Origin of the sequence: Thermoactinomyces vulgaris (assembly GCF_003688725.1) — a bacterium.
GTDB lineage: Bacteria > Bacillota > Bacilli > Thermoactinomycetales > Thermoactinomycetaceae > Thermoactinomyces > Thermoactinomyces vulgaris.
Genome location: NZ_REFP01000011.1, coordinates 1 through 24,464, shown reverse-complemented (window position 1 = coordinate 24,464; position 24,464 = coordinate 1). Strand labels below are relative to the sequence as shown.

Sequence of the window (24,464 nt, the reverse complement as noted above, 5' to 3'; positions counted from 1 at the left end):
CAGGCAGGTCCGTTCCCGTCACAGTTCTTTCAACCATTCATCCGTTTTCCTTTTTTCTTCTTCCGACAATTCCACAATCGGAAGGCGCACGTAAGGTTTCGACCAGCCTTTTTGCGACATCGCATATTTCAATGGTGCCGGGCTCGTCGTCAAAAACACGCCGTGGAAGACAGGAAGCAGACGAATGTGCAAGCTTTGCGCTTTCTTCACATCCCCCGAGAAGAAAGCTTCCATCATTTCTTTCATTTCCCGGCTGACCAGGTGGCTGGCCACACTGACAACCCCGGCTCCGCCAATTGACAAAATCGGCAAAGTGAGCCCGTCATCTCCGCTGTATACCGCCACATCGCCGGGAACCGCCGAAATCAGCCGCCCGATTTGATTGAGATCCCCGCTTGCCTCTTTGATAGCGACCACATTATCCAATTGAGCGAGCCGGGCCATGGTTTCAGCCGTCATATTGACACTGGTGCGTCCGGGGACATTGTACAGCATCACCGGCAGTGAAGTCGATTCGGCAATCGTTTTGAAATGCTGATACAACCCTTCCTGCGACGGTTTGTTGTAATAGGGGGCGACCAGCATCACCCCGTCGACGCCGATTTCCTCCGCTTTCTTGGTCAATTCCAGGCTTTGCAGGGTGTTATTGCTTCCGGTCCCTGCGATCACTTTGATCCGGCCGTTTGCTTTTTCTTTGGCAAAACGATATAATTCCAGCTTTTCGGAGAGGGTCAGGGTGGGAGACTCTCCGGTCGTTCCGGAAACAACAATTGAATCATTCCCGTCCTCGATCAAACGCTCGATATTGGCTTCCAAACAGGGCCAATCAATCTCGTTTTTTTCGGTAAACGGCGTAAACAGCGCCGTGATTAATCGGCCAAACAACATCCTCACTTCCCTCCTTTATGAACAGTAGAGTTTATTCAGATGAAATTTTTTATGCAAAGCACGCACAGCTTTCTCCATGTCTTTTCCATGGACCAGCACCCAAATGGTCGTATGGGAATCCGCTGATTGCAACACTTGAATATCCTCTTCCGTCAGTGCTTCCGAAATTTTGGCCATCACGCCCGGAACGCCGGCGATGCCTGCACCGACAACGGATACCTTGCTGCAACCTCTGGATAATTCCGGTTCCAGTCCCAGATCATATAATATTTGTTCCGCCTGATCCGCCAGATCATCATAAACCGTATAGGCAATTTCGCTCGGGTTGACGCTGATAAAATCGACACTGATCCCATGATCCGCCATCGCTTTGAAAACTTTCAACTGTGTATGGTATTGCCCTTGTCTCAGCCGGATTTTCACCTGAGTCACATTGGGCATCTGGGTCACCCCGATGATGGTGTTTTCCCGCACTTCCCGAACCAACCGGTCAATTTCGCTCCGGTGTGTCACCAACGTTCCCGGATGATCTGACATGGTCGAACGGATCCGAATCGGGGTGCTGTTTTGCATGGCAATCTCCACGGCCCGGGGATGAATCACCTTGGCTCCTTGAAAAGCGAGATTGCACATTTCAACATAGGTGACCTGCTCCAATTGGGCGGCATCCTCGACAATTCTTGGATCAGCCGTCATAATCCCTTCTACATCTGTAAAAATATCTACATATTCGGCATCAAGAGCCGCTCCCAACGCCGTTGCGGTGGTATCGCTGCCGCCGCGTCCCAATGTGGTGATTTCCCCATCGGTTGTTTGCCCTTGGAAACCGGCCACGACAACGACCCGGTTGTTTTCCAGTTCATGCAAAATGCGTTTGGGATTGACGGTGATAATCTGGGCATTGGTATGCTGATCGTTCGTAATGATCCCCGCTTGTCCACCGGTCAATACACAGCTCCGGATCCCTGCCTGGGTCAGCATGCTGGACAGGGTAGCTGCAGAGATGATCTCTCCACAGCTTAACAACAAATCTTTTTCACGGGGAAGGATCTGCTGATCATATTGATCAATCAAACCGAGCAATGTATCGGTTGCGTATGGTTCCCCTTTTCTTCCCATCGCTGAAACAACGACAACCAGTTTGTTTCCTTTCTCCAGCTCGTTGGAAATATGACGAAGGACACGTTGACGCCGTTCAGCGGTTGCCACGGAGGTTCCTCCGAACTTCTGTACAATAATGCTCATGCCTATCCCTTCTCTTTATGATCATTCTCTTTCAATCAAAGTTTCTGCAATTTGAACCGTGTTGGTTGCGGCTCCTTTCAAAAGATTATCCGAAACCACCCACATATTGAGCGCGCGCGGATGGGTCAAATCGCGACGGAGACGTCCGACAAACACTTCCGTCCGGCCGGATGCATCCAACGGCATGGGATAAATCTGCTCCTCAATCGCATCCTGCACCACCACACCCGGTGCATCATTTAAGAGGGTTCGGACTTCATCAAGATCATAATCCGATTTTAATTCCACATAAACCGATTCACTGTGCCCCCGTACAACCGGGACCCGTACACAAGTGGCGGTCACGCCGATGGAATCATCCGCGAAGATTTTTTTCGTTTCGCGCACCATTTTCATTTCTTCAAGTGTAAATCCGTTTTCTTCCGCCACATCCACTTGCGGAATCACATTGAACGCTTGCTGATAATGTTTGTCAAGTTTGCCCACGGGAAGAACATTTTTTTGGACTTCTTCACCGGCCATCGCGGCTTTCGTCTGTTCTTCCAATTCGTTGATCGCTTTCCATCCCGCACCGGAGACGGCTTGGTATGTCGAGACAATGATTCTTTCGATTCCGTACCGATCCGCCAACGGTTTTAATGCAACAACCATTTGAATGGTGGAACAGTTGGGATTAGCAATAATTCCTTTATGCTGATCCAACGCTTCCGGATTCACTTCCGGAACCACCAACGGGACTTCCGGATCCATTCGAAAGGCGTTGGTATTATCCACAACAACCGCCCCGCGTTTCACCGCTTCTTTTGCCAATGCCTTGCTCACACTGCCGCCGGCGCTGAATAAAGCGAAATCGACGCCTTCAAATGCTTCCGGCACTGCTTCCTGAACCGTGATTTCCCGACCGCGGAATGTGATTTTTTTGCCTGCGGAACGTTTGGAAGAAAGCAAGCGCAATTCTTCGACAGGAAAATTTCTTGCATCGAGGGTGTTCAATATTTCTTGCCCGACAGCTCCGGTTGCTCCTACCACTGCGACATGATATTTCTTTGCACTCATGAAGTCCCCTCCCATATGAAGTGAGCCCCCTGTATCTCATCAACGGGGGACGAATGAATCATCTATCCGAGCTCTTTTCTATTATGAAGTCAAGTCGCGGTATTTTTCAACTATTAATGGTTGCAACTGTTTCCCTTCGATGGCGGCAAGACAGGTTTCCGGGATCAATTCCATTCGTGCGACCATGGACTTGGGTTTTTTTTCGGGAGCATCTTGGCCAAACGGAACAAAATAAATGTCTTTGGCTGCCAGCAATTTTGCCAGGTTGACGGCATTTAAGCCGAGTGCGTCGTTCGTGGAAATGGCCACCACCACCGGCCGGTGATTGCGCATTTGCGCTTTTGCCGCCATCAAAACCGGGCTGTCTGTCAATGCATTGGCAAGTTTCGCCAGGGAATTGCCGGTGCAGGGAGCAATCACATAACAATCCAAACTTTTTTCAGGACCGAACGGTTCCACTTCCGGTATGGTCATCAACGGGGTCCGACCGGTGATTTCTTTAATTTTTTTCTTCCAATCTTCCGCGGTGCCGAACCGGCTGTCCACCGTCGCCACCGTATGGGAAATCACCGGAATCACGTTTGCCCCCAGTTCCACCAATCTTTTCATTTGCGGGAGCACTTCATCATGCGTACAGTGGGATGCCGTCATGCCGAAGCCGATCGTCAAGTTTTGAAAATTCACTGAACGGTTCCCTCCCTGAATAACTCATTTTTCATGATCCGGGTGATGGTCTCCGCCAAAATTTGTCCGGCTGTTTTCGGAGCCACGATTCCCGGCAGACTGGGTGCCAAGATGGCTTTGATTCCTCTTTTTTCAGCGAACGGATAATCCACGCCTCCCGGTTTGGATGCCAGATCAATGATGACCACATCATGAGGCACGTTGGCCAAAACGGTTGAATCAATGATCAAGGACGGAACGGTGTTAAAAATCAAATCCGCATTTTTCACATGGTCTTTTAATTCGGATGTATCAAACGCCTGAATCCCCATTTCAAATGCGCGGGCTTTATGCTCGGAACTTCTCACCCCGACTTTCACCCGGGCTCCAATCGCATGAAGCACACGGGCCAGCGACAATCCGCATCTTCCCATGCCCAGCACAATGCTTTCGGAACCGTGAATGGTGATGTCGGTGTGTTGGATGGCCATCATCAGCGCACCTTCCACTGTCGGGATGGAGTTGTAAATGGCCACATCATCCCGGTTTAAGAGTTCAATAAGTTGAAGCCCGAAATCCCGGCACAACTTTCGCAAATACTCCTTGGCCATCCCGGCAAAAACGAGGCAATGTTTTGGAAGAGATTGAAACAACTCCGGGGTCAGAAACAATTTTTTGGACGTAAAAACACTGCTGATTTGCCCTTTTTCATCGGTCCCAATGATCGGGAGCACCAAAACATCCGCCGTCTCTAACAAATCAGACGAAAGCTCCTTTAACGAAGCCCCGCTGACCGGACTTTGCAAATTGTCAAATCCGACCAATGAAACCCGGGCTCCCATCTCTGTACAGCTTTTAATCACCTCTAATTGCCGTGCATCTCCACCGAGGAAGACAACATGTTTGCCTGTCAGCATTTTCTTCACTCCTTTCCCCGGAAGAATCCTTACCATGATCAACATCTGTTTGCATCATATGAAAAAAAATGAAATTCGGTTCCCTTCTGTCAAAATTGTTTTTTGGAAGATTTCCGGTCCAACGAATCCACGATCAACATTTCCGGCCCGACTTTCCGGATCATGCTCCACGTCAATTCCATAAACCTGTGCTTCTTTTTAAACCAGGAAGATTCCGTCGGTAACAAGATGGCATGGATTTTTCCGGTTTGCGGATCAAACGACATGTCTGCATGCAACAAATCCCCCAACCGTTCTCCTCCCACCAAATCGATGCATTCCTTTTCTGCCAGTTCACTCCAGCGCAACATCCTTCCCCCCCGACGTTCCATTTTTTCTCTCCCTTTATCCATATGATTCAGTCAACACTTTTATAAAAAACAAAAAGCCCGGCAGGCTTTGCCGGACTTTCGGATTTGGCGTTCATCCTCTTTATTTAACGATGTTCCAATCGGATCCTTTGCATTTCCAAAATCAGTACATCCAATTGCTCGGATAAAGGCAAAACACGGGCATCCATCAATCGTTCGGGTTCACCGTTCACCAATTGGTACAATTCCTTGCGGAGATGTTCCATTTCCTCCTGTAACCTTCTGATCCGATGCCGCTCGGACATGAAGATCACCTCTCCTATTTACCCGTATGACCAAAGCCTCCAGACCCACGTTCCGTTTCATCCAACGAATCCGTAACTTTGAGGGAAACCGCAGGGACTTGCATAAACACCAACTGTGCAATACGGTCTCCCCGCTCAACCCGAAAAGGCCGTTCCCCCAGGTTCAGCAAAATCACCCCGATTTCTCCACGGTAATCTGCATCGATTGTCCCTGGTGTGTTGAGCACGGTGATTCCGTGTTTTAAAGCAAGACCGCTTCTCGGACGCACTTGGGCCTCCAGCCCTGCCGGCATCGACAAGGCAATTCCGGAAGGAATCAACTTCCACCGGCCCGGTTTGATTTCCACTGGATCCATCACTGCGGCATGGAGGTCAAAACCACTGGAACCCGTCGACATTTTCACTGGAAGAGGCAGATCTTCGTTTCCTGGCATGTGAAAAACTTTGACATTATGCAATGGAGTTCCTCCTAAAACTGGAAGGGATTTTTCCGTCTGGCGAAATCAGCGCCAACGACATGGGTGATGAAAAAATTTTCCGCGCCAGACGATTCACGCCATCCAAAGTGATTCTATCCACCTTTTCGATGATTTCATCCAAAGTGAACTGACGATTTAACAACAATTCATTGCGCCCCAACCGGCTCATGCGGTTGTTGGTGCTTTCCAGTCCAAGCATTAAGCTCCCTTTCAATTGTTCTTTGGCTTTGTGCAATTCGTCCGTCGTCAATCCTTTGGTTTTGAGATCATCCAAAATTTGATAAATGTATTCAACCACTTCATTCTCCTGCCCGTGTTTCGTTCCGGCATAGATGGCAAAAAGGCCGGTGTCACGATGGGCGGAATGATAAGAAAACACCGAATAGGCAAGCCCGCGCTCTTCGCGGATTTCCTGGAACAAACGGGAGCTCATGTTGCCGCCAAGCACATTATTCAACAAAACCAATGTGTAAAAATCTTCATCACCGACGGCCAGTCCCGGCAATCCGAAACATAAATGGGTTTGTTCGGTTTCTTTTTGTTTCACTTTGACATCCGGCGTAAAAACCGGAACCTCCCTGCTTCGTACCGGCATCTCGCCCTGATGGCCGGAAAAAGCTTCCTCGACCCTTTCCTTGTAATCATCCGGCAAATTGCCGGCAATGGCAATCACGACATTGGAAGGGACATAAAATTGATTTTTATAGCGGAACAAATCCTCCCGGCGGAAACCGGTCACGGTTTCGGCATTGCCCAATACAGGGTATCCCAAGGGGTGGCCGCCTGACGACACTTCGGAAAGCATGTCATGAACCAGGTCATCCGGCGTGTCTTCCACCATGTAAATTTCCTCCAAGACCACTTTTTTCTCTTTTTCGATCTCGCCTTCATCAAACACCGATTCAAAAAACATATCCGATAATACATCCAGTGCCGTTAAAAAATGTTCGTCCAGCACTTTGGCATAATAACAAGTGATTTCTTTGGAGGTGAAGGCATTCACGTGTCCGCCGATTGCGTCAAAGGATTCCGCAACCTGTTTCGCGGTGCGCGTTTTGGTTCCTTTAAACATCATGTGTTCGATAAAATGGGAAATCCCGTTATTGGCAAGCGATTCATTTTCAGAACCGGTTCCCACCCAAATCCCCAAAGCGACTGAACGGACGTGGGGGATTTTTTCAGCAACCAACCGAACACCATTCTCCAGCGTATGTTTAACGATCAAATAAGATCCTCCTTAATTCTCTGATAAACTACAAAAAAGCAACACTACTATATCAAATCATAAATCATTGCTCAATGGAATCCACTCGTTTTGAAGAGAGCATTTCGCTGACCGTCATCCACTTCAAGCCCTTGTTTTTCCCTGCACGGATCATCCCCGGCAACGCTTTGACCGTCCGGTCCGTCGGATGAGTCAACAACAAGGTGCCGGGTGCAATCCCTTTTTCCACCTTGTTCACCATCATCTCCGGCGAAACGGACTTTTTCCAATCGACGGTATCCAATGTCCATAATATGGTTTTCATTTGAAATTGTTCGGCTATTTTTAATACGCGGTTGTCAAAATCGCCGGCCGGCGGGGCAAACCACCTGCTTTTGACCTGTAAGGTTTCTTGGATTAAAGACTCCGTCTTTCCGATCTCGGCTTCGATTTGCCCGGTGCCGATCCGGCTCATCAAAGGATGGGAATAAGCATGATTTCCCACTTCATGCCCTTCTTTCACCAACTGCCTGGCCATTTCGGGATTCTTTTTCAGCCAGGAACCATCCAAAAAAAAGGTCGCTTTCACCTTTTCCTGTTTGAAAATCTTGAGCATTTCCGGTATGTATTCCGTTCCCCAAGCCACATTCACCATCAGCGCGGCCGCCGGTTTTTTTTCGTTCCCCCGGTAAACCGGTGCCTGTCCCAGATCTTCCAGTTGTATTTTCGGGGGAATTTCCTGATACACCCAATGAATCCGGTGCTTGTCTTTTTGCTTGAGTGTGCTTTCGATCGTTGCTTCCAGGTCGACTTTTCGCCCGTTCAGCCCCGGAATGGCTTTCCAAACCGGATCCAGCCGTGCATCGATGGGGGCAATCTGATGTTTGGGCGCCTCTTTTTTGATCTTTTCGACAATCGGGGAGTCTGTCTTGAAGCCGGAAGAGATCACCGACACCTCCGCTCCGCTCTTCACGGCCGTCACATAAGCTTCAATGGTGGGAAGTTGGACCAGCAAAACAATAAAACAAACCGATAAGAACAGTGTCGCCATACGAACGGGAAACAAAGTTTGCCGCCTCCTTTCCTTCCTACCATATGCTCCCGGACAACTCCCTATGACCGTCGTATAAATATAAAAAAGAGGCAGATTCGCTCTGACTCTTTTCCTTTGCCTCTTCCTTTAAATTTTTTCTTTTTTCTTCGCTGCTTCATCTTTTAACACAGCTTTGCGGGACAAATTAATCCGTCCTTGGTCATCAATCTCCGTCACTTTTACCATGATCGAGTCTCCGACTTTCACCACGTCGCTGACTTTTCCGACCCGGTTTAAATCCAGTTGAGAGATATGAACAAGTCCTTCTTTGCCCGGAATGATTTCCACAAATGCTCCGTATTTTTCAATCCGTTTGACCGTTCCGAGATACGTTTCGCCAACCACCACTTCACGAACCAAATCTTCGATGATTTTTTTCGCCCGTTCGTTTTGTTCCGTTTCCGGAGAAGCGATGAAAATGCGGCCATCTTGTTCGATATCGATTTTGACTCCGGTTTCTTCGATGATTTTATTGATGACTCGTCCGCTCGGTCCGATCACATCACGGATTTTATCCGGATGAATCCGTAAGGTGGTAATCTTCGGAGCATATGGGGACAATTGTTTTCGCGGTTCCTTGATGGTGGCTTCCATGTTGTCCAGGATCACCATTCTGGCTTTCCGCGCTTGTTCCAATGCTCTTTGGAGAATGTTCCGGTCAATGTCTTCGATTTTGATATCCATTTGAAGGGCGGTAACTCCTTTTCGTGTACCGGCCACTTTAAAATCCATATCTCCAAGATGGTCTTCCATGCCTTGGATATCGGTTAACACGACAACATTATCCTCTTCTTTGACCAGTCCCATCGCGATGCCTGCAACGGGTGCTTTGATCGGAACCCCCGCATTCATCAAGGCAAGCGTCGACGCGCAAATACTTGCTTGCGAAGTGGAACCGTTGGACTCAAGCACTTCGGAGACCAACCGGATGGTGTACGGGAAAACATCTTCGGAAGGAATCACCGGTTCGAGTGCTCTTTCCCCCAAAGCCCCGTGTCCGATTTCCCGGCGTCCCGGTGACCGGATCGGTCTTGCTTCACCGACGCTGAACGGAGGGAAATTATAGTGGTGCATAAAGCGTTTGGATTCCTCCAAATCCAAACCATCCAGGATTTGCACATCGCCGAGTGCCCCCAACGTACAAACGCTTAACACCTGGGTTTGTCCGCGTCGGAACAATCCGGAACCGTGTGTCCGCGGCAGGACATCAATTTCGCTGGAAAGCGGGCGGATTTCATCGACAGCCCGTCCATCCGGACGTTTGCCCTCTTCCAATATCAACCGGCGCACTTCTTCTTTCACGATTTGATCCAAGACGGTATTCATGTCTTTTTCTTGCTCGGCCCATTCTTCTTCCGTCAGTTCCCCGGCCATCTGTGCCAAGACTTCTTCCTTCACCTGATCGATCGCATCCTGGCGCTCTTGTTTGTCAATGACCTGAACGGCTTGGATCAAAGAATCGGTAGCAAGTTCCCGCACGCGTTTTTCCAGTCCGGGATCGACCTGATGCAATTCGGGCTCCATTTTGGGCAGTCCCACTTTTTCCACGATCTGTTCCTGAAAAGCCACCAGCTCCTTGATCACTTCGTGGCCAAACAAAATCGCTTCCAGCATCGTTTCTTCCGGCACTTCATCCGAACCCGCTTCCACCATGTTCACCCCGTGTTTCGTACCAGCCACCACCAGATGCAGATCGGATTTTTCCATTTGTTCCACCGTCGGATTAATGACCAATTGACCATCAACCCGGCCAACCACCACGCCTCCGATGGGTCCTTTGAAAGGAATGTCCGAAATGGAAAGTGCCACGGATGCGCCGATCATGGCGGCAATTTCCGAAGAGCAATCCTGATCCACCGACATGACAGTGGTCACCACTTGCACTTCATTGCGAAACCCTTCATCAAACAGCGGGCGAATGGGGCGGTCAATGAGCCTGGAAGCCAAAATGGCTTTGTCGCTCGGGCGGCCTTCACGCTTGATAAAGCCTCCCGGGATTTTCCCAACCGCATACAAACGTTCTTCATAATTTACCGTCAACGGAAAAAAGTCCGTGTCTTTCGGCTCCTTGGATGCAACCGCGGTAGCCAGCACCGAAGTGTCTCCATATCTCACCATCACCGCACCATTGGCTTGATTGGCATATTTTCCGATTTCCAGCTTTAATTTTCGTCCAGCCAGATCTGTCTCAAATGTTTGAGGTTCCATCTTCAATCATTTCCTCCTCTCAAAAACACAAATATAGCATACTTCTCCACATTTACAGTATGTTCCTTCCACTTCTCTTTTAAAAGATGAGATGATAAAAAAGCGGGGCATGCCGCCCCGCTTTTCTTATCGACGCAATCCGAGTTTTTTGATCAGTTCACGATAACGAACAATGTCTTTCTTCTTCAAGTAGTTCAACAAGTTCCGGCGTTGACCAACCATTTTCAAAAGACCACGGCGAGAATGATGATCTTTTTTATGATCTTTTAAGTGCTCGTTTAACTCATTGATCCGATGAGTCAAAATCGCGATTTGCACTTCGGGGGAACCCGTGTCATTATCGTGTGTTTTAAATTCATTGATGATTTCTCTTTTGCGTTCATTGGTTAATGCCATCGAAAAATCCTCCTTTTGCTCAATCGCCCATAACCCAGAACACCGTCGAGGCATCGGTGATCCGAGCCAGGGTTGTTACCGAATCAGTATACCATAAGAAAAAGATGAGTACAACAAGCCTTATTGTGCAAATAACTTCAACCAACGCTCTGCTTCTTGCCGGTCTTTTTCAATCTGCTGAATTAACGCCTCCACGCTCGGAAACTTTTTCTCTTCGCGCAAGAAATGATAAAACTCCACTTTGCATTTCTTGCCGTAATAGTTGCCGGATTGCCCGAGCAGGTGCACTTCCAACCTTTCACTCGGTTGATCGCTTTTAAAAGTGGGACGCACTCCGATATTCATGATGCCATAGGAAGAAACCTCATCAATGGTTGCTTTGACCACATAGACGCCTCGGGCGGGAACAAAATACGGAGCCTTCAGGTCCAGATTGGCTGTGGGAAACCCCATCAACCGCCCCCGCTGATCTCCCCGGACCACCTCTCCTTGCAGCGAATACGGGCGCCCCAGGATGTCCCGGGCGGTTTTGACATCCCCTTCGGCCAACGCCCGCCGCAACCTGGTGCTGCTGATCACTCCCTGATCCTGTTGGATCAAAGAGACGATTTCGGTGACGAAATGCCCTTTTCCCAATTCGGTCAGGTCTTCTGCTTTCCCCTCCGCTTTGTGTCCAAACGTAAAATTGTACCCTGTCACCACGCCTTTGACACCAAGCGGCAATAATATGTCGGTGACAAATTCTTCTTTTGACAAAGAAGCGAAATTCCGGTCAAACCGGACAACATAAACTTTCCTGACCCCCAAACGGGCAAACTGCTCCAACTTGTCGGGATACGGGGTCAGATAACGGTGAATCGCCTCTTGCCCCAACACTTCCCGTGGATGCGGATCAAAAGTCATGACCGCCGGAACCGCCTTCAGTTCCCGGGCCAAATCCATCGCCTTTCGGATCACGGCTTGATGCCCCAAATGGACACCGTCAAAAAAACCAATCGCCAGTGCAATCGGTTCCTGATCGGTTGGTTGATCGATCATCGGATAGGTTAAATGTATCGTTTCCATCTACTCCACATCCCGAAATACTTTTTCTGGTTTCGCCAAGCCCTTTTCAATCACCCGGTATACAGCGCAAAAAACACCGGTGTCCGTATACACACGAACCAGTTGATTCTCATTGAACAATTGATCATCAACAGGAATCTCTATTTTCCAACCATCATAAACTTTTTGAAGATCTTCATGATTCACCATCATGCCGGGCATGAACGAAATCCCCTCATCCAACCGGGTGACATGATTTTCCCAAGCATCTTGCTCCCCGATTTGCTTCAACTCATCCAACGTGTAACAATCTTCCAGGTGAAACGGGCCACTTTGCACCCGCACCAGAGAAGCCATATGCGCCGGATACCCCAAAGCTTTTCCGATGTCCACACACAAGGTGCGGATATAAGTCCCTTTGGAACAAAGAACTTCAAAATGAATTTCCGGATATTCCCCCGGCGTCATCCCCGTCCATTTTAATTCATAAATGTGGACCTTCCTTTTCGGCCGGTCGATCTCCTTTCCTTCGCGGGCCCACTCATATAAACGGCGTCCGTTCACTTTCACGGCCGAATACATGGGTGGAACCTGCGTAATCTCCCCGACAAACCGGGAGAAAACCTCCTCCACTTGTGCCGGCTCCACCGGTTCCACCCGTTCGGCCTCTGCAATGACGGCGCCGGTCTGATCTTCCGTTTCGGTGGCAATCCCCAATTTCAAGGTTCCTTGATAACGCTTGGGGCGGTCCTGCAAATATTCCACCAACCGGGTGGCTTGTCCCAGACAAACAGGCAGCACGCCTTCCACTTCCGGATCCAGCGTGCCTGTATGACCAGCCTTTTTTTGCTTTGTCAAGCGGCGGACGATGGCGACAATATCATGGGATGTATAGTTTTTTGGTTTAAAAACGGGCAAAATCCCATGGCACCCCATTTAAACTTCACACCCCTGCTTCAACCTGGACTGAACTGCTTTGAAAACGCGCTCGTGAACTTCGCGGAGTGTCCCGGGCATGCTGCATCCCGCCGCACGGGCATGGCCGCCTCCGCCAAATTCCTTGGCCACCCGGCCCACATCAACCTGTTCTCTGGAACGGAAACTGACTTTGATGGTTCCGTCATCCTCTTCCCGGTACAAAATGCCGACATCCACCCCGTAAATATTTCGCGCATAATTGACGATGCCATCCAAAGCTTCGTACGAATTCGCCGCTTTTTCCATTTCCTCTTTGCTTAAAAACATCCATGCAATGAGTCCGTCGTCTGATTTCTGCAAGGTGGACAAAGCCCCTTGCAGCAATTTTAACTGCTCCATGGTTACGGTTTCCAAAGCCCGGTCGGCAATCTTATGCGCTTCGATGCCGGTCTCCACCAACTTGGCGGCTTGTCTCAACACTTTCGGGGAAGTATTGGAATAGCGGAATCCCCCCGTGTCGGTCAACAAACCGGTGTAAAGGCATGCCGCCAGTGGTTCGCAAATGGGGAAGTTGTTTTCTTCCGCCCAATCAAAAATAATTTCCACGGTTGCCGCCGCTTCCGGAACCACAATGTTGATATCCCCAAACCGGTCATTGGTCGCATGATGGTCCAGGTTGACGATCACCGCATCATCCCGGATCAGGAAACGGCAGGCGCCCATCCGCTCTTTGTCGGCGCAATCCAAAGCAATCACATATTGGAAGGAGCCGGAAACCTGTTCCGCCGGCTGAATCTCTTCCACTCCGGGCAGAAAAGAAAATTTCCGGGGAACCGGGTCTTCGTTGACCATCGTCACTTGCTTGCCGGATTGTTTTAACATATATCCCATCGCCAAAGTGGAACTGATCGCATCCCCATCCGGGTGAAGATGAGATACCACCAAAATCCGGTCGGCCTTTTCCAAAAAAGCAAGCAGCTCATCAAAACGGCTCATTGTTTCTCATTCTCCCGTGCATGAACATCCCGCAGCAGACGTTCAATGTTTTCACTGTAATCAAGGGATTGATCAATCGAAAAAATGAGTTCGGGAACATGACGCAACGAAACACGATGCCCGATTTCAGAACGAAGGTAACCTTTGGCTTTTTCCAGTCCGGTCAAAGTTTCTTGTTTTTGCTCCTTGCTTCCCATCACGCTGATGTAAACTTTGGCAATTTGCAGATCTCCGCTCATTTCGACACCAGTCACCGTCACAAATCCGATACGGGGATCTTTTAACTCTTGCTGGATAAGTTGGCTTAATTCCTTTTTGATCTGTTCACCCACACGACTGTTACGTATCCGTGCCACGGATCAAACCTCCTCGTCAACCTAAAATGTGATATCTGCCGCAATGATCTCCAAACCATCCGTTTGTTCAAGCAGCCGAAGGGCTTGTTCCAGTTCTTTTTCCACCACCATCCGGTTGCTTCCGACCCCCACGACTGCAAGCGAAACAAACTGACGATCGTCTTGATCCGCCACTTCTGCAATGGAAAGGTTAAACCGGTTCCTGATTTTTGCCTGGACGCTTTGAATCACCCTGCGTTTGTCTTTGAGGGAGAAAGAGGCGATCACCCGCCCCTTAAACTCCAGTACACCGATGTGCACGTTACTTCCGCTCCACTTCCTGGATGGTGTAAACTTCGATTTGGTCTCCTTCTTTGATGTCATTATAGTTTTGCAAGGTAATCCCGCATTCATACCCTTGTGCCACTTCTTTGGCATCATCTTTGTAACGTTTCAGCGTGTCAATTTCACCTTCATGGATCACGACACCGTCACGAATCACCCGGGCTTTTCCGTCACGAACCACTTTCCCTTCGATGACATAACAACCGGCAATGGTTCCGATCCGGGAGACTTTAAAGATTTGGCGAACTTCTGCAATGCCTGCCATGACCTCTTCATATTCGGGATCCAAAAGACCTTTCATGGCCGCTTCGATTTCCTCAATCGCTTTATAAATGACCCGGTGTAAGCGGATGTCCACTTTCTCCTGTTTGGCCATCTCCCGGGCATTGGGTTCGGGACGGACATTAAACCCGATCACAATGGCATTTGAGGCAGAAGCCAAAATGATGTCCGATTCCGTGATGGCTCCGACAGCCGCATGGATGATTTTTACGCGTGCGCCTTCGACATCAATTTTTTCAAGCGAGTGTTTCATGGCTTCTGCAGAACCATGGACGTCTGCTTTAATAATAACATTTAATTCTTTGACTTCGCCTTCTTTAATTTGTTTGAACAAATCATCCAGCGATACACGGGAATGGGCTCCGCGTTCTTGTTCTTTTTGTTTCGTCTGGCGTTTCTCGGCGATGGAACGCGCTTTTTTCTCATCCTCAAACACCATGAACGCATCGCCGGCATTCGGCACATCAGAAAGCCCCAGAATTTCGACCGGTGTCGATGGCGGTGCCGTTTTGACACGACGCCCTTGATCGTTGATCATGGCACGAATTTTACCAAAGTAATTTCCGGCCACCACCGGATCTCCGACATGCAGCGTACCGTTTTGCACCAGCACGGTGGCAACAGCTCCGCGGCCTTTGTCCAGTTCCGCCTCAATGACCACCCCGCGGGCGCGTTTATCCGGATTGGCTTTCAGTTCCTGAACTTCGGCCACCAACAGAATCATTTCCAGCAATTCGTCAATGCCGTCTCCTGTCAAGGCCGATACCGGGACAAAAATGGTGTCCCCGCCCCATTCTTCCGGAACCAATCCGTATTCGGTCAATTGTTGTTTCACCCGGTCCGGATTTGCCTCGGGTTTATCCATCTTGTTGACGGCAACAATAATCGGGACATCGGCTGCTTTGGCATGGTTGATGGCTTCGACCGTTTGCGGCATGACGCCGTCATCGGCGGCGACCACCAAAATCGTGATATCCGTCACTTGGGCTCCCCGCGCACGCATGGTGGTGAATGCAGCATGCCCCGGCGTATCCAAAAAGGTGATTTTTTTGTCATTGGCTTCGATCTGATAAGCACCGATGTGTTGTGTGATTCCTCCGGCTTCTTCTTCCGTGATTTTACTTTGGCGGATTTTGTCAAGCAGCGTGGTTTTTCCATGGTCCACGTGTCCCATGATCGTAACCACCGGCGGGCGTTCAACCAAATCCTCCGGTGCGTCCGTTTCTTCGATCTCTTCAAAGTTGCTTTCATCCACTTCTTCTTTGACATGGATGGTAACGTCAAATTCTTCTGCCAAGATGGTCATCGTTTCCACATCAATTTCCTGATTGATGGTGGCCATGATTCCAAGCGTGATCAGCTTTTTAATGACAGCGGAAGATTCCCTGCGCAACAGCTTGGCAAAATCCCCAACGGTCATGGGACCGGAAACGGTGATTTCCTTTGGCAGTACCGGAGCTTGTTTTTCTTTGGCCTCTTTCTTTTTCTCGCCTTTTTGACGGCCTTTTCCTTTCCGGTTCACATTGTCCCGGCGGGCGCCGTCTTTTCCTTTCTGGAAGGCCTTTCCTTTCTTTCCTTTGCGTTGGCGCTTATCCTGCTGGCTTGTCTCATGGTTTGCTTTCCGCTCTTCCTGCCCGCGGGCGCCCCTGTTGCGGTTTGATCCGGAAGAGGCACGCTTTTTGTTGTGAGCGGAAGATTCTTGTTTATTCCGATGATTTCCGTTGGACGTCGCTTTCTTGTTTTCTTCGCTTTTCGGACGATCTTGTATTTTTGCAGATTTTTCTTGTTGATTTAAACGTTGATCCAATTTTTGTATCATTCCTTCATCCAACACACTCATATGGTTATTCACTTGAATGCCTAAGTCTTTCAGACTGTGCAATATTTCTTTACTACTCTTATTCACTTTTTTCGCGTATTCATATACACGCATTTTCGCCAAATCCATTCACCCCCGTTACTTACTGCCGAGCTTCATGAATGACCGGGCAAACCCCCGGTCCGTGATTGCAATGACCACGCGTGTCTCTTTTCCAATCGCATTTCCCAACTCTTTTCGGGCACCGTATCGCAACAAAGGAACGTTGTAAGAATCACATTTGTCACTGACCTTTTTTTCCGTGTTTTTTTTTGCATCTTCGGCCAGAATCACCAACTGCGCTTTTCCCGAGCGAATTTCCCGGATCACCAATTCTTCTCCGGAAACGACTTTTCCGGCCCTCATCGCAAGCCCCAGCAGTTGCAAAAACTTATTCATTCCCCTGATGCTCTCTTACATAATCACGAAGTTGATCATACAATTCGGTTGGAACTTGCACTTTGAGGGCGCGATCCAATGCTTTCTTTTTTTGTGCCAAATCAATGTATTCCATCTTTGCGCACAAATACGCTCCGCGCCCGGATTTCTTTCCGGTCGGGTCGATGACCAGTTCGTTTTCCGGCGTTCTCACGATCCGGATCAGTTCCTTTTTCGGAAACATTTCTTGTGATGCCACACATTTTCGCATCGGTACCTTTCGCCGTTTCATCTTATGCCAAAAACCCTCCCCTTGGAAGAAATTATTCGGTCCCTTCACTGCCATCGGTATTGAATAAAGCATCTTCATCCGGAATTTCGACTTCATCCAAAATTTCATCTTCAGCTTCTTCTTCCAATTCTTCGGCTTCCGATTCGCTTTTGATGTCAATCTTCCAATTGGTGAGCTTTGCAGCCAGCCGTGCGTTTTGTCCTTCTTTTCCGATCGCCAGAGACAATTGGTGATCGGGAACAATCACCCGGGCCATTTTTTCTTCTTCATAAATGGTGACGGAAATCACTTTGGACGGGCTGAGCGCATTGGCAATCAATTCATCCATGCGGTCAGACCAACGGACGATATCGATTTTTTCACCGCGCAGTTCATTGACCACCGTTTGCACGCGGGATCCGCGGTGACCCACACAGGCTCCGACCGGATCCACATCCGGATTGTGCGAAGCCACGGCAATTTTGGAACGTTGACCCGCTTCACGGGCAATCGATTTAATTTCCACAACGCCATCATAAATTTCGGGAACTTCCAACTCAAACAACCTTTTCAACAGTCCGGGATGGGTGCGGGACAAGAAAATCTGCGGACCTTTCGTCGATTTTTCCACCCGGGTAATGTAAACCTTCACGCGATCCCCGTGGCTGAACCGCTCTCCGGCGATGACTTCATTGTGGGGCAGCAAGGCTTCCACCCGGCCAAGGTCCACGTAATAGTAACGGTTGTCGGCTCTTTGCACAATTCCGGTGACAATGTCTTCTTCCCGGTCAACAAAATCTTCGTAAATGGCTGACCGTTCCGCTTCCCGGATCCGTTGCGTCACCACCTGCTTCGCTGTTTGAGCCGCAATCCGGCCAAAGTCTGCCGGCGTGACTTCGATCTCCACAATATCGTCCAATTGATAATTGGGGTCGATTTCCCGGGCCGCATCCAATGAAATTTCCAAGCGGGAGTCGACGACTTCATCCACGACGGTTTTGCGGGCAAACACACGCACCTGTCCGGTCTGTCTGTTCACATCTACCCGTACGTTTTGTGCAGAATGAAAGTTGCGCTTATATCCAGATATCAATGCAGCTTCAATCGCTTCAATCAAAATATCTTTACTGATCCCTTTTTCTTTTTCTAATTGATCAAGGGCCTCGATGAACTCGGCATTCATCGGCCTAATCCTCCCTTCGCGTTAAAAAACGACGCTTAATCGTGCTTTGGCCACCTTCTCGAGTGGAATCTCAAATGTCTTCTTCTTCTCATGGACCGTAAGGGTGGTACCGTCAAATTGGTGCAAAACCCCTTCAAACACTTTTTGGCCTTCAATGGGTTCGTACGTGGTAATATATACATTTTTACCGACAGCTTTTTGGAAATCCTTCTCCTTGGTCAGCGGCCTTTCCGCACCCGGTGATGACACTTCCAGAATATACGCCCCTGGCACCGGGTCTTCTTCGTCCAGCTTTTCCCCCACTATCTCACTGATCCGGGTGCAATCATCCAAATCAACTCCCCCGTCTTCCCGGTCGATGAAAATGCGCAAAAACCAATTTGGCCCTTCTTTTTTATACTCGATATCGACCAGTTCCAAACCTTCTTTTTCCACAATCGGCCGGGCAAGTTGTTGTACGGCTTCTGTAATTTGTCGGCTCAAAGCCAACCCTCCTTATTTGGCTAATTCAAACACCTGCAACAAAACGCAAAGAGTGGGCTTCCACCCACTCTTTGCACTCGCAAGATGTATCTACAATAAGTATAGCCAAAGTGATTATAACACAATCACCAAAAAAGAAGCAATTGCCTTTGCCGGCTCCTTTTTCCTTAACGAACCGCTTTTGTCCCTCTTCCCGGGGACCGGGGCAGAAAAAGCCGGTATCCCCGGGATGCATTTTTTATCTCTCAATGGCTGACAAACGGCCCGGTTTCAAACTCCCGGTCCCGTGGAACGGAAAACAAGGGGTTGGTTTCTTCAAAAAAGCGGGATTGGTCTTCGGGGGCAACATAGCCCAACTCAATGCCCGTTGCTTTGGCAATAAAAGGATCCATGGTACATAAATCCGATTTGGTCAAATCGGCAACAGCCGTTTTTCCAAGCGATATCAAAACGAGCTCCATTTCCCGCACGCAAGCATTCAAATAACGGACCAGATTCATGGCCGCCTGGTCCACATCCAATTGGTCGGTCATTTTCCCCGAATAAACCAACAAGCTGGTGGGAGGTTCAAAGGGTACGGATTTGACCATTTGTTCGCTGGCCAAGGCCATCAAGGCCGCCGTTCCGATATACACACAATCGGCTCCCAAGGCGATGGCTTTCAGCATTCGTCCGGGAGTGACCAATCCTCCTGTGGCAATCAGTTGAATATCCTGTTTCACCTTTTTTCGGGCAAGAAATTCGGATGCTCTTGTAATGGCAAAGAGGGTGGGCAATCCGACATCATCCTGCAAAGTGGGTGCACCCCCGTGCGTTCCGCCTTCGGCTCCGTCAACGGTGACAAAATCCACTCCGGCTTCCACGGCGATTTGCAACTCTTTTTCAAGATGATGCGTCGCAGCAATTTTCAGTCCCACCGGCACCCCGGTTTCCTCTTTCAGTCTGCGGACCAGTTGGACAAACTCTTCCTTGCCATTGACCCCGGGCAGCCGAGAATGGATCACCGCATCTTCCCCGGGTTGCAACTCATAAACTTCCCTGAAGTCCTCGCCGATGTTATGGGCGGCCGTCCGCTGCGAAGCGGATCCTTGGGCCCCCTGCCCCAGTTGAATCTCGATCGCATCCAAGGCTTTGTACTTTTTCGGATCGTTCATCCATCCGCCCCGGTTATACTGTCCGATAAACAAACCGGCCGCTTCCCTTTCCTCTTTCATGAGCCCCGCTTCCCCCGAATTGGTCGCGGTCCCCACCTTGGTGGCAGCTTTGGCGAGGGCAATTTTGGTTTTTTTGCTTAACGCACCGCCGAAGGACATGCCTGCAATCATGATCGGAATGGAAATCGTCAATGGTTTTTTGGCCCGCTGTCCAATCGTGACCGAAGTGTTGATTCCGACGTTTTCCGGAGTGGGAAAGCGGAACAGGTGAACCGGATTGAACAAGATTTTTTCCCACGGGGACATAGGAACAGGGGTTCCCAAGGGTCGGGAGATGGGTGTGCCCTGATTGGCCCTCATGGTGATTTCCATGAGGTTGGTCACCCCCACCTTTTTCGAGGCCGGCACCATTTCAAACAAATTCTCGGTATATTGGTCCCGGATCATCCTGGTCAACGCTTGATCGACAGACCGGTCAATGGCGGACCGGATCATCCTTTCAATGAACTTCAGCACGATGGACACGCTCCTTGGCTTCACCCTGCCCCAACGAATTTTGAAGTTCTTCAATTTTTTGCGCCATCGACAAGCACATTTGCTTGACCGTTCCCAACTGACGGGCGGCATTCTGTTCTTCGACCGCAATATCCACCAATTTGCGATGATCGAAATTCGTCAGCTTCCGGTAATGGTCCTGTTCAATTGTGGCCAATGTACCCGCCATCGTTTCAATGCGGTTCAGCTCGGAATGAATGTAGGAAAGAACGTTTTCCATGTTTTCAACATTTTGCATAATCCTTACACCTTCCTGAAATTGAAATGGATTTGGTGATAGTATGCGATCATCCTTCTCTGATTACTCACATCTCCATCCGGGAAAAATTAGGAGGAACCCGGTGCCGGCTTCTTTCCAAAAAAAAAGGGCCGTGTCCCATACGGCCCCGTTGGTTTTTTTCATTTTTCCCGCACGATCATGAAGAAGGTTTCCGGTTGATTTTAATTCTCTTCGGTTCTTTTTCCGGATCCTTCGGAATCGTGATTATGAGAAGCCCGTTTTCATAATCGGCTGTGATATGATCCAAGTTGGCATCCTGCGGAAGGGTGACGGTCCGGTAAAACGAACCATAACTCCTCTCTTCAATATACATGTGCTCTCCTTCTTTTTTCGATTCTTGTTTCCGTTCCCCTTTGATCGTTAATTGTCCGCCGTGCACCTCTATTTCAACATCTTCATCCCTGAGGCCGGGCATTTCCGCCTCGATGACATACTGGTTCCCTTCCTCTTTCATGTTGATGGCGGGCATTTTTGGCATCGACTCATTCCAGATCGGATTTTCAAAAAAACGTTCAAATGTGCGGTTGATTTCCGAATGGATTTGTGACAAAGGATGTACCGGGTTGTAAAGATTTCTCCGGCTTCTGAAACGCTCCAGATTGCTCACTTCTTGTACCTCCCTTTCATGATGATCACCCCAATATTATGCAAATTAATAAAAAAATTATACACAACCCAATAAAAGGAATGGTTTCTGAATTCCCCGGCCGAGTAGTATAATGGAGAATACAGAACTGATTAAGGAGGTATAATCATGACCCAATCCTCATCCAAACTTCCTCTTCGCTCAGAAATTCCGGATGAATATAAATGGCGTCTTGAAGATATTTTTGAAAACGATGAGAAATGGGAAGAAGAATATCAAAACATCAAACAAATGATCCCTGAGATCAGCCGGTTCAAAGGGAAGCTCGGACGGTCTGCTGAGGATTTGTTAAAAGCGCTGAAATTCCAGGATCAATTGCTCTACAAACTTGACAAACTTTATACATATGCGCATATGCGGTTTGATCAGGACACCACCCAATCCTTTTATCAAGCCCTCAATGACCGCGCAAAAAGTTTGTATACGGAAGTTTCCGGAGCCTTGTCCTTCATCACTCCGGAGATCCTTTCCATCCCCGAAGAGAAAATCACGCGTTTTTTGGAAGAAAACGAAGAATTGCAGGTATACAAACACGCTCTGGAAGAGTTAAACAAAAAGCGTCCCTATGTTTTATCGGAAAAAGAAGAAAAACTCCTAGCCCAAGCCGGTGAAGTCCTGGGGGCCTCCGCCAACACCTTCGGCATGCTGAACAATGCAGACTTGGAGTTTCCCTCGATCCGGGATGAAAACGGGGAAGAAGTCAAAGTGACACACGGCCGGTACACGAAATTGATGGAAAGCCCGGACCGCCGCGTCAGAAAAGACGCGTTTCATGCCGTATACTCCACATACGACAAATATAAAAACACTTTTGCCAGCACCTTAAGCGGGGCCATCAAGAAAAATAATTTTTATGCAGAAGTCCGCGGCTATGATTCGGCACGGCATGCCGCTTTAAGCCGGAACAGCATACCTGAAACCGTCTATGATCAATTGGTGGATACCGTCAACCAAAATTTGCCCTTGCTGCACCGGTATATGCGCATCCGCAAAAAAGCACTGGGCTTGGAAGAAATGCACATGTACGACATTTACACCCCGTTGGTGGAAGAATCTTCTTTTAAAATTTCCTACCCGGATGCACAAAAAATTGTGCTCGATGCGTTAAGTGTCATGGGCGAGGAATATGTATCCATCCTGAAAGAGGCTTTTGACAATCGGTGGATCGATGTTTATGAGAACAAAGGAAAACGAAGCGGCGCCTATTCTTCAGGAGCTTACGGAACGGCCCCCTACATCCTGATGAACTGGCAGGACAGCATTGACAGCTTGTTCACACTGGTACATGAACTGGGGCACTCCCTCCACAGTTATTACACCAACAGAAACCAACCGTTTGTCTATGGCAACTATTCCATTTTTGTTGCGGAAGTGGCATCGACTTGCAATGAAGCCTTGCTCAATGATTATTTGCTCAAACAAACCGACGACAAACAAAAGCGTCTGTATCTCTTGAACCATTATCTCGACGGCTTCCGGGCAACGGTTTTCCGCCAAACCATGTTTGCCGAATTTGAACATCTCATTCATCAAAAAGCGCAGGCAAAAGAAGCGCTGACACCGGAACTGCTCACCTCGTTGTACTATGATTTGAACAAAAAGTATCACGGCAACGACATGATAAGCGATCCGGAAATCGGTTTGGAATGGGCACGCATCCCCCACTTCTATTACAACTATTATGTTTACCAATATGCGACAGGATTCAGTGCCGCGGCGGCATTGTCCGGACAAATTCTGCGCGAAGGAAAACCGGCCGTCTCCCGTTATCTTTCCTTCTTGAAAGCCGGAAGTTCCGACTATCCCATTGAAGTATTGAAAAAAGCCGGCGTCGACATGACTTCACCGGAACCGATTCAGCAAGCCCTGAACGTTTTTGAGGAGAAACTGGATGAATTGGAAAAACTTCTGGCCCAATCTTAATGCCTGCCATAAAAAAAGCGTTTGCCGACCCGGCAAACGCTTTTCTCTTTGTCATGAATCCTTTTTATCAAACAGGGACAGATATTCCCCATAACCTTCTTTTTCCAAATCTTTTTTCGGGATAAACCTTAAAGCCGCCGAGTTGATGCAATAGCGGAGCCCTGTCGGCAGCGGCCCGTCATTAAACACATGCCCCAAATGAGAGTCTCCTTCCCGGCTCCTCACTTCGGTACGGATCATGTTGTGGCTGTAATCTTCCTTTTCCACAATCTGATCTTCGTGAATCGGCTTGGTAAAACTGGGCCAACCGCATCCGGCATCAAATTTGTCCAATGAACTGAAAAGCGGTTCACCCGAAACCACATCCACATAGATTCCTTCTTCTTCATGATCCCAGTATTCATTTTGAAAAGGAGGTTCGGTTCCATTTTCCTGAGTGACGTGATATTGACGCGGGGATAACTTTTTTTTCTGTTCTTCTTGTTCTTTTTTTTCTCTTCTTGCCCTCCTGACCATTTGAAACACCTCATCTTCCAATCATTTTCCCGGCATCTTTTCATTTTAGCATACCCCGTTTCAGGGGGTATCTTCCCTTTTTTGTTTCAAAATGCAACCGTCGCAAACAAAAATCCCCGCAGACCGTGGTCTGCGGGGATTTTTCCAGTATTCCCTGAAAACTAAAGAGTGTGAGACATGACTCTTTGAAACGTTTTTGCTCGAAATGAGCTCCTTAGAAAGGAGGTGATCCATCCCCACCTTCCGGTAGGGATACCTTGTTACGACTTCACCCCAATCATCTGCCCCACCTTCGGCGGCTGGCTCCTAAAAGGTTGCCTCACCGACTTCGGGTGTTGCAAACTCTCGTGGTGTGACGGGCGGTGTGTACAAGGCCCGGGAACGTATTCACCGCGGCATGCTGATCCGCGATTACTAGCGATTCCGGCTTCACGCAGGCGAGTTGCAGCCTGCGATCCGAACTGAGACTGGCTTTTTGGGATTGGCTCCCCCT

General features: G+C 48.8%; 27 protein-coding genes and 1 rRNA gene. 1 reads left to right on the top strand and 27 read right to left on the bottom strand.

Annotation, left to right across the window (positions count from 1 at the left end):
- Positions 1–18: 18 nt before the first annotated feature.
- From dapA to ATH33_RS10510, 25 genes are all read right to left on the bottom strand, one after another.
- On the bottom strand, positions 19–888 hold the full coding sequence (gene dapA, locus ATH33_RS10630; protein ID WP_049720212.1) for a 4-hydroxy-tetrahydrodipicolinate synthase: 870 nt from the start codon (positions 886–888) through the stop codon (positions 19–21).
- A 15-nt stretch (positions 889–903) separates the two neighbouring features.
- Positions 904–2,133, bottom strand: coding sequence for an aspartate kinase (gene dapG, locus ATH33_RS10625; protein ID WP_037996446.1), 1,230 nt, complete (start codon positions 2,131–2,133; stop codon positions 904–906).
- A gap of 21 nt (positions 2,134–2,154) precedes the next feature.
- Entirely contained in the window at positions 2,155–3,189 is a 1,035-nt protein-coding gene (locus ATH33_RS10620) for an aspartate-semialdehyde dehydrogenase (protein ID WP_037996505.1), read from the bottom strand.
- A gap of 81 nt (positions 3,190–3,270) precedes the next feature.
- The gene (locus ATH33_RS10615) at positions 3,271–3,873 is read right to left on the bottom strand and encodes a dipicolinate synthase subunit B (RefSeq protein ID WP_037996444.1); all 603 of its coding nucleotides are present in this window, start codon (positions 3,871–3,873) and stop codon (positions 3,271–3,273) included.
- Positions 3,870–4,769 (bottom strand): dipicolinate synthase subunit DpsA, encoded by a 900-nt coding sequence (gene dpsA / locus ATH33_RS10610; RefSeq protein ID WP_121874434.1) that lies wholly within the window; start codon positions 4,767–4,769, stop codon positions 3,870–3,872. The genes ATH33_RS10615 and dpsA overlap by 4 nt, the downstream gene beginning before the upstream one ends.
- Before the next feature lie 89 nt (positions 4,770–4,858).
- A complete protein-coding gene (locus ATH33_RS10605) occupies positions 4,859–5,119 on the bottom strand; it encodes a YlmC/YmxH family sporulation protein (protein WP_231564622.1) in 261 nt (86 codons plus the stop codon).
- A 125-nt stretch (positions 5,120–5,244) separates the two neighbouring features.
- Positions 5,245–5,424, bottom strand: coding sequence for an aspartyl-phosphate phosphatase Spo0E family protein (locus ATH33_RS10600; RefSeq protein WP_037996443.1), 180 nt, complete (start codon positions 5,422–5,424; stop codon positions 5,245–5,247).
- Positions 5,425–5,438: 14 nt separating this feature from the next.
- A complete protein-coding gene (gene dut, locus ATH33_RS10595; protein WP_037996441.1) occupies positions 5,439–5,882 on the bottom strand; it encodes a dUTP diphosphatase in 444 nt (147 codons plus the stop codon).
- Positions 5,875–7,128: a M16 family metallopeptidase gene (locus tag ATH33_RS10590; protein ID WP_037996440.1), complete on the bottom strand. Its 1,254-nt coding sequence runs from the start codon at positions 7,126–7,128 to the stop codon at positions 5,875–5,877. The genes dut and ATH33_RS10590 overlap by 8 nt, the downstream gene beginning before the upstream one ends.
- Before the next feature lie 64 nt (positions 7,129–7,192).
- Positions 7,193–8,173, bottom strand: coding sequence for a polysaccharide deacetylase family protein (locus ATH33_RS10585; RefSeq protein WP_231564621.1), 981 nt, complete (start codon positions 8,171–8,173; stop codon positions 7,193–7,195).
- Between the two features lie 114 nt (positions 8,174–8,287).
- Positions 8,288–10,408, bottom strand: coding sequence for a polyribonucleotide nucleotidyltransferase (gene pnp, locus ATH33_RS10580; protein WP_082813564.1), 2,121 nt, complete (start codon positions 10,406–10,408; stop codon positions 8,288–8,290).
- A gap of 126 nt (positions 10,409–10,534) precedes the next feature.
- On the bottom strand, positions 10,535–10,804 hold the full coding sequence (rpsO, locus tag ATH33_RS10575; protein ID WP_037996435.1) for a 30S ribosomal protein S15: 270 nt from the start codon (positions 10,802–10,804) through the stop codon (positions 10,535–10,537).
- 120 nt (positions 10,805–10,924) lie between these two features.
- Positions 10,925–11,869 (bottom strand): bifunctional riboflavin kinase/FAD synthetase, encoded by a 945-nt coding sequence (locus ATH33_RS10570; RefSeq protein ID WP_037996433.1) that lies wholly within the window; start codon positions 11,867–11,869, stop codon positions 10,925–10,927.
- Positions 11,870–12,784 carry a tRNA pseudouridine(55) synthase TruB gene (gene truB, locus ATH33_RS10565; protein ID WP_037996431.1) on the bottom strand — a complete coding sequence of 305 codons (915 nt, stop codon included), beginning with the start codon at positions 12,782–12,784 and terminating at the stop codon, positions 11,870–11,872.
- Positions 12,785–13,762 (bottom strand): DHH family phosphoesterase, encoded by a 978-nt coding sequence (locus ATH33_RS10560; protein ID WP_037996429.1) that lies wholly within the window; start codon positions 13,760–13,762, stop codon positions 12,785–12,787.
- A complete protein-coding gene (gene rbfA, locus ATH33_RS10555) occupies positions 13,759–14,118 on the bottom strand; it encodes a 30S ribosome-binding factor RbfA (protein ID WP_037996427.1) in 360 nt (119 codons plus the stop codon). Before rbfA ends, ATH33_RS10560 begins: the two co-directional genes overlap by 4 nt.
- A gap of 21 nt (positions 14,119–14,139) precedes the next feature.
- Positions 14,140–14,418 (bottom strand): DUF503 domain-containing protein, encoded by a 279-nt coding sequence (locus tag ATH33_RS10550; protein ID WP_049720217.1) that lies wholly within the window; start codon positions 14,416–14,418, stop codon positions 14,140–14,142.
- Between the two features lies 1 nt (position 14,419).
- Positions 14,420–16,666: a translation initiation factor IF-2 gene (gene infB / locus ATH33_RS10545; protein WP_121874433.1), complete on the bottom strand. Its 2,247-nt coding sequence runs from the start codon at positions 16,664–16,666 to the stop codon at positions 14,420–14,422.
- Between the two features lie 15 nt (positions 16,667–16,681).
- Entirely contained in the window at positions 16,682–16,981 is a 300-nt protein-coding gene (locus ATH33_RS10540; RefSeq protein WP_037996425.1) for a YlxQ family RNA-binding protein, read from the bottom strand.
- Positions 16,974–17,252 carry an RNase P modulator RnpM gene (rnpM, locus tag ATH33_RS10535; RefSeq protein WP_037996423.1) on the bottom strand — a complete coding sequence of 93 codons (279 nt, stop codon included), beginning with the start codon at positions 17,250–17,252 and terminating at the stop codon, positions 16,974–16,976. Before rnpM ends, ATH33_RS10540 begins: the two co-directional genes overlap by 8 nt.
- Before the next feature lie 31 nt (positions 17,253–17,283).
- The gene (nusA, locus tag ATH33_RS10530; RefSeq protein WP_121874390.1) at positions 17,284–18,414 is read right to left on the bottom strand and encodes a transcription termination factor NusA; all 1,131 of its coding nucleotides are present in this window, start codon (positions 18,412–18,414) and stop codon (positions 17,284–17,286) included.
- A gap of 21 nt (positions 18,415–18,435) precedes the next feature.
- On the bottom strand, positions 18,436–18,897 hold the full coding sequence (gene rimP / locus ATH33_RS10525) for a ribosome maturation factor RimP (RefSeq protein ID WP_049720218.1): 462 nt from the start codon (positions 18,895–18,897) through the stop codon (positions 18,436–18,438).
- 245 nt (positions 18,898–19,142) lie between these two features.
- Positions 19,143–20,567: an FMN-binding glutamate synthase family protein gene (locus ATH33_RS10520; RefSeq protein WP_121874389.1), complete on the bottom strand. Its 1,425-nt coding sequence runs from the start codon at positions 20,565–20,567 to the stop codon at positions 19,143–19,145.
- The gene (locus ATH33_RS10515; RefSeq protein ID WP_037996415.1) at positions 20,551–20,844 is read right to left on the bottom strand and encodes a hypothetical protein; all 294 of its coding nucleotides are present in this window, start codon (positions 20,842–20,844) and stop codon (positions 20,551–20,553) included. The genes ATH33_RS10520 and ATH33_RS10515 overlap by 17 nt, the downstream gene beginning before the upstream one ends.
- A 178-nt stretch (positions 20,845–21,022) precedes the next feature.
- Positions 21,023–21,493, bottom strand: a complete 471-nt coding sequence (locus ATH33_RS10510) for an Hsp20/alpha crystallin family protein (RefSeq protein WP_062843312.1) — start codon at positions 21,491–21,493, stop codon at positions 21,023–21,025.
- Between the two features lie 144 nt (positions 21,494–21,637).
- On the opposite strand from ATH33_RS10510, the gene pepF reads away from it, so the two are divergent.
- The gene (gene pepF, locus ATH33_RS10505; protein ID WP_181729209.1) at positions 21,638–23,455 is read left to right on the top strand and encodes an oligoendopeptidase F; all 1,818 of its coding nucleotides are present in this window, start codon (positions 21,638–21,640) and stop codon (positions 23,453–23,455) included.
- A gap of 51 nt (positions 23,456–23,506) precedes the next feature.
- Here the strand turns inward: pepF and msrB are convergent, their stop codons facing one another.
- The gene (msrB, locus tag ATH33_RS10500) at positions 23,507–23,971 is read right to left on the bottom strand and encodes a peptide-methionine (R)-S-oxide reductase MsrB (RefSeq protein ID WP_037996491.1); all 465 of its coding nucleotides are present in this window, start codon (positions 23,969–23,971) and stop codon (positions 23,507–23,509) included.
- A gap of 218 nt (positions 23,972–24,189) precedes the next feature.
- A 16S ribosomal RNA gene (locus ATH33_RS10495) occupies positions 24,190–24,464 on the bottom strand; the annotation flags it as partial.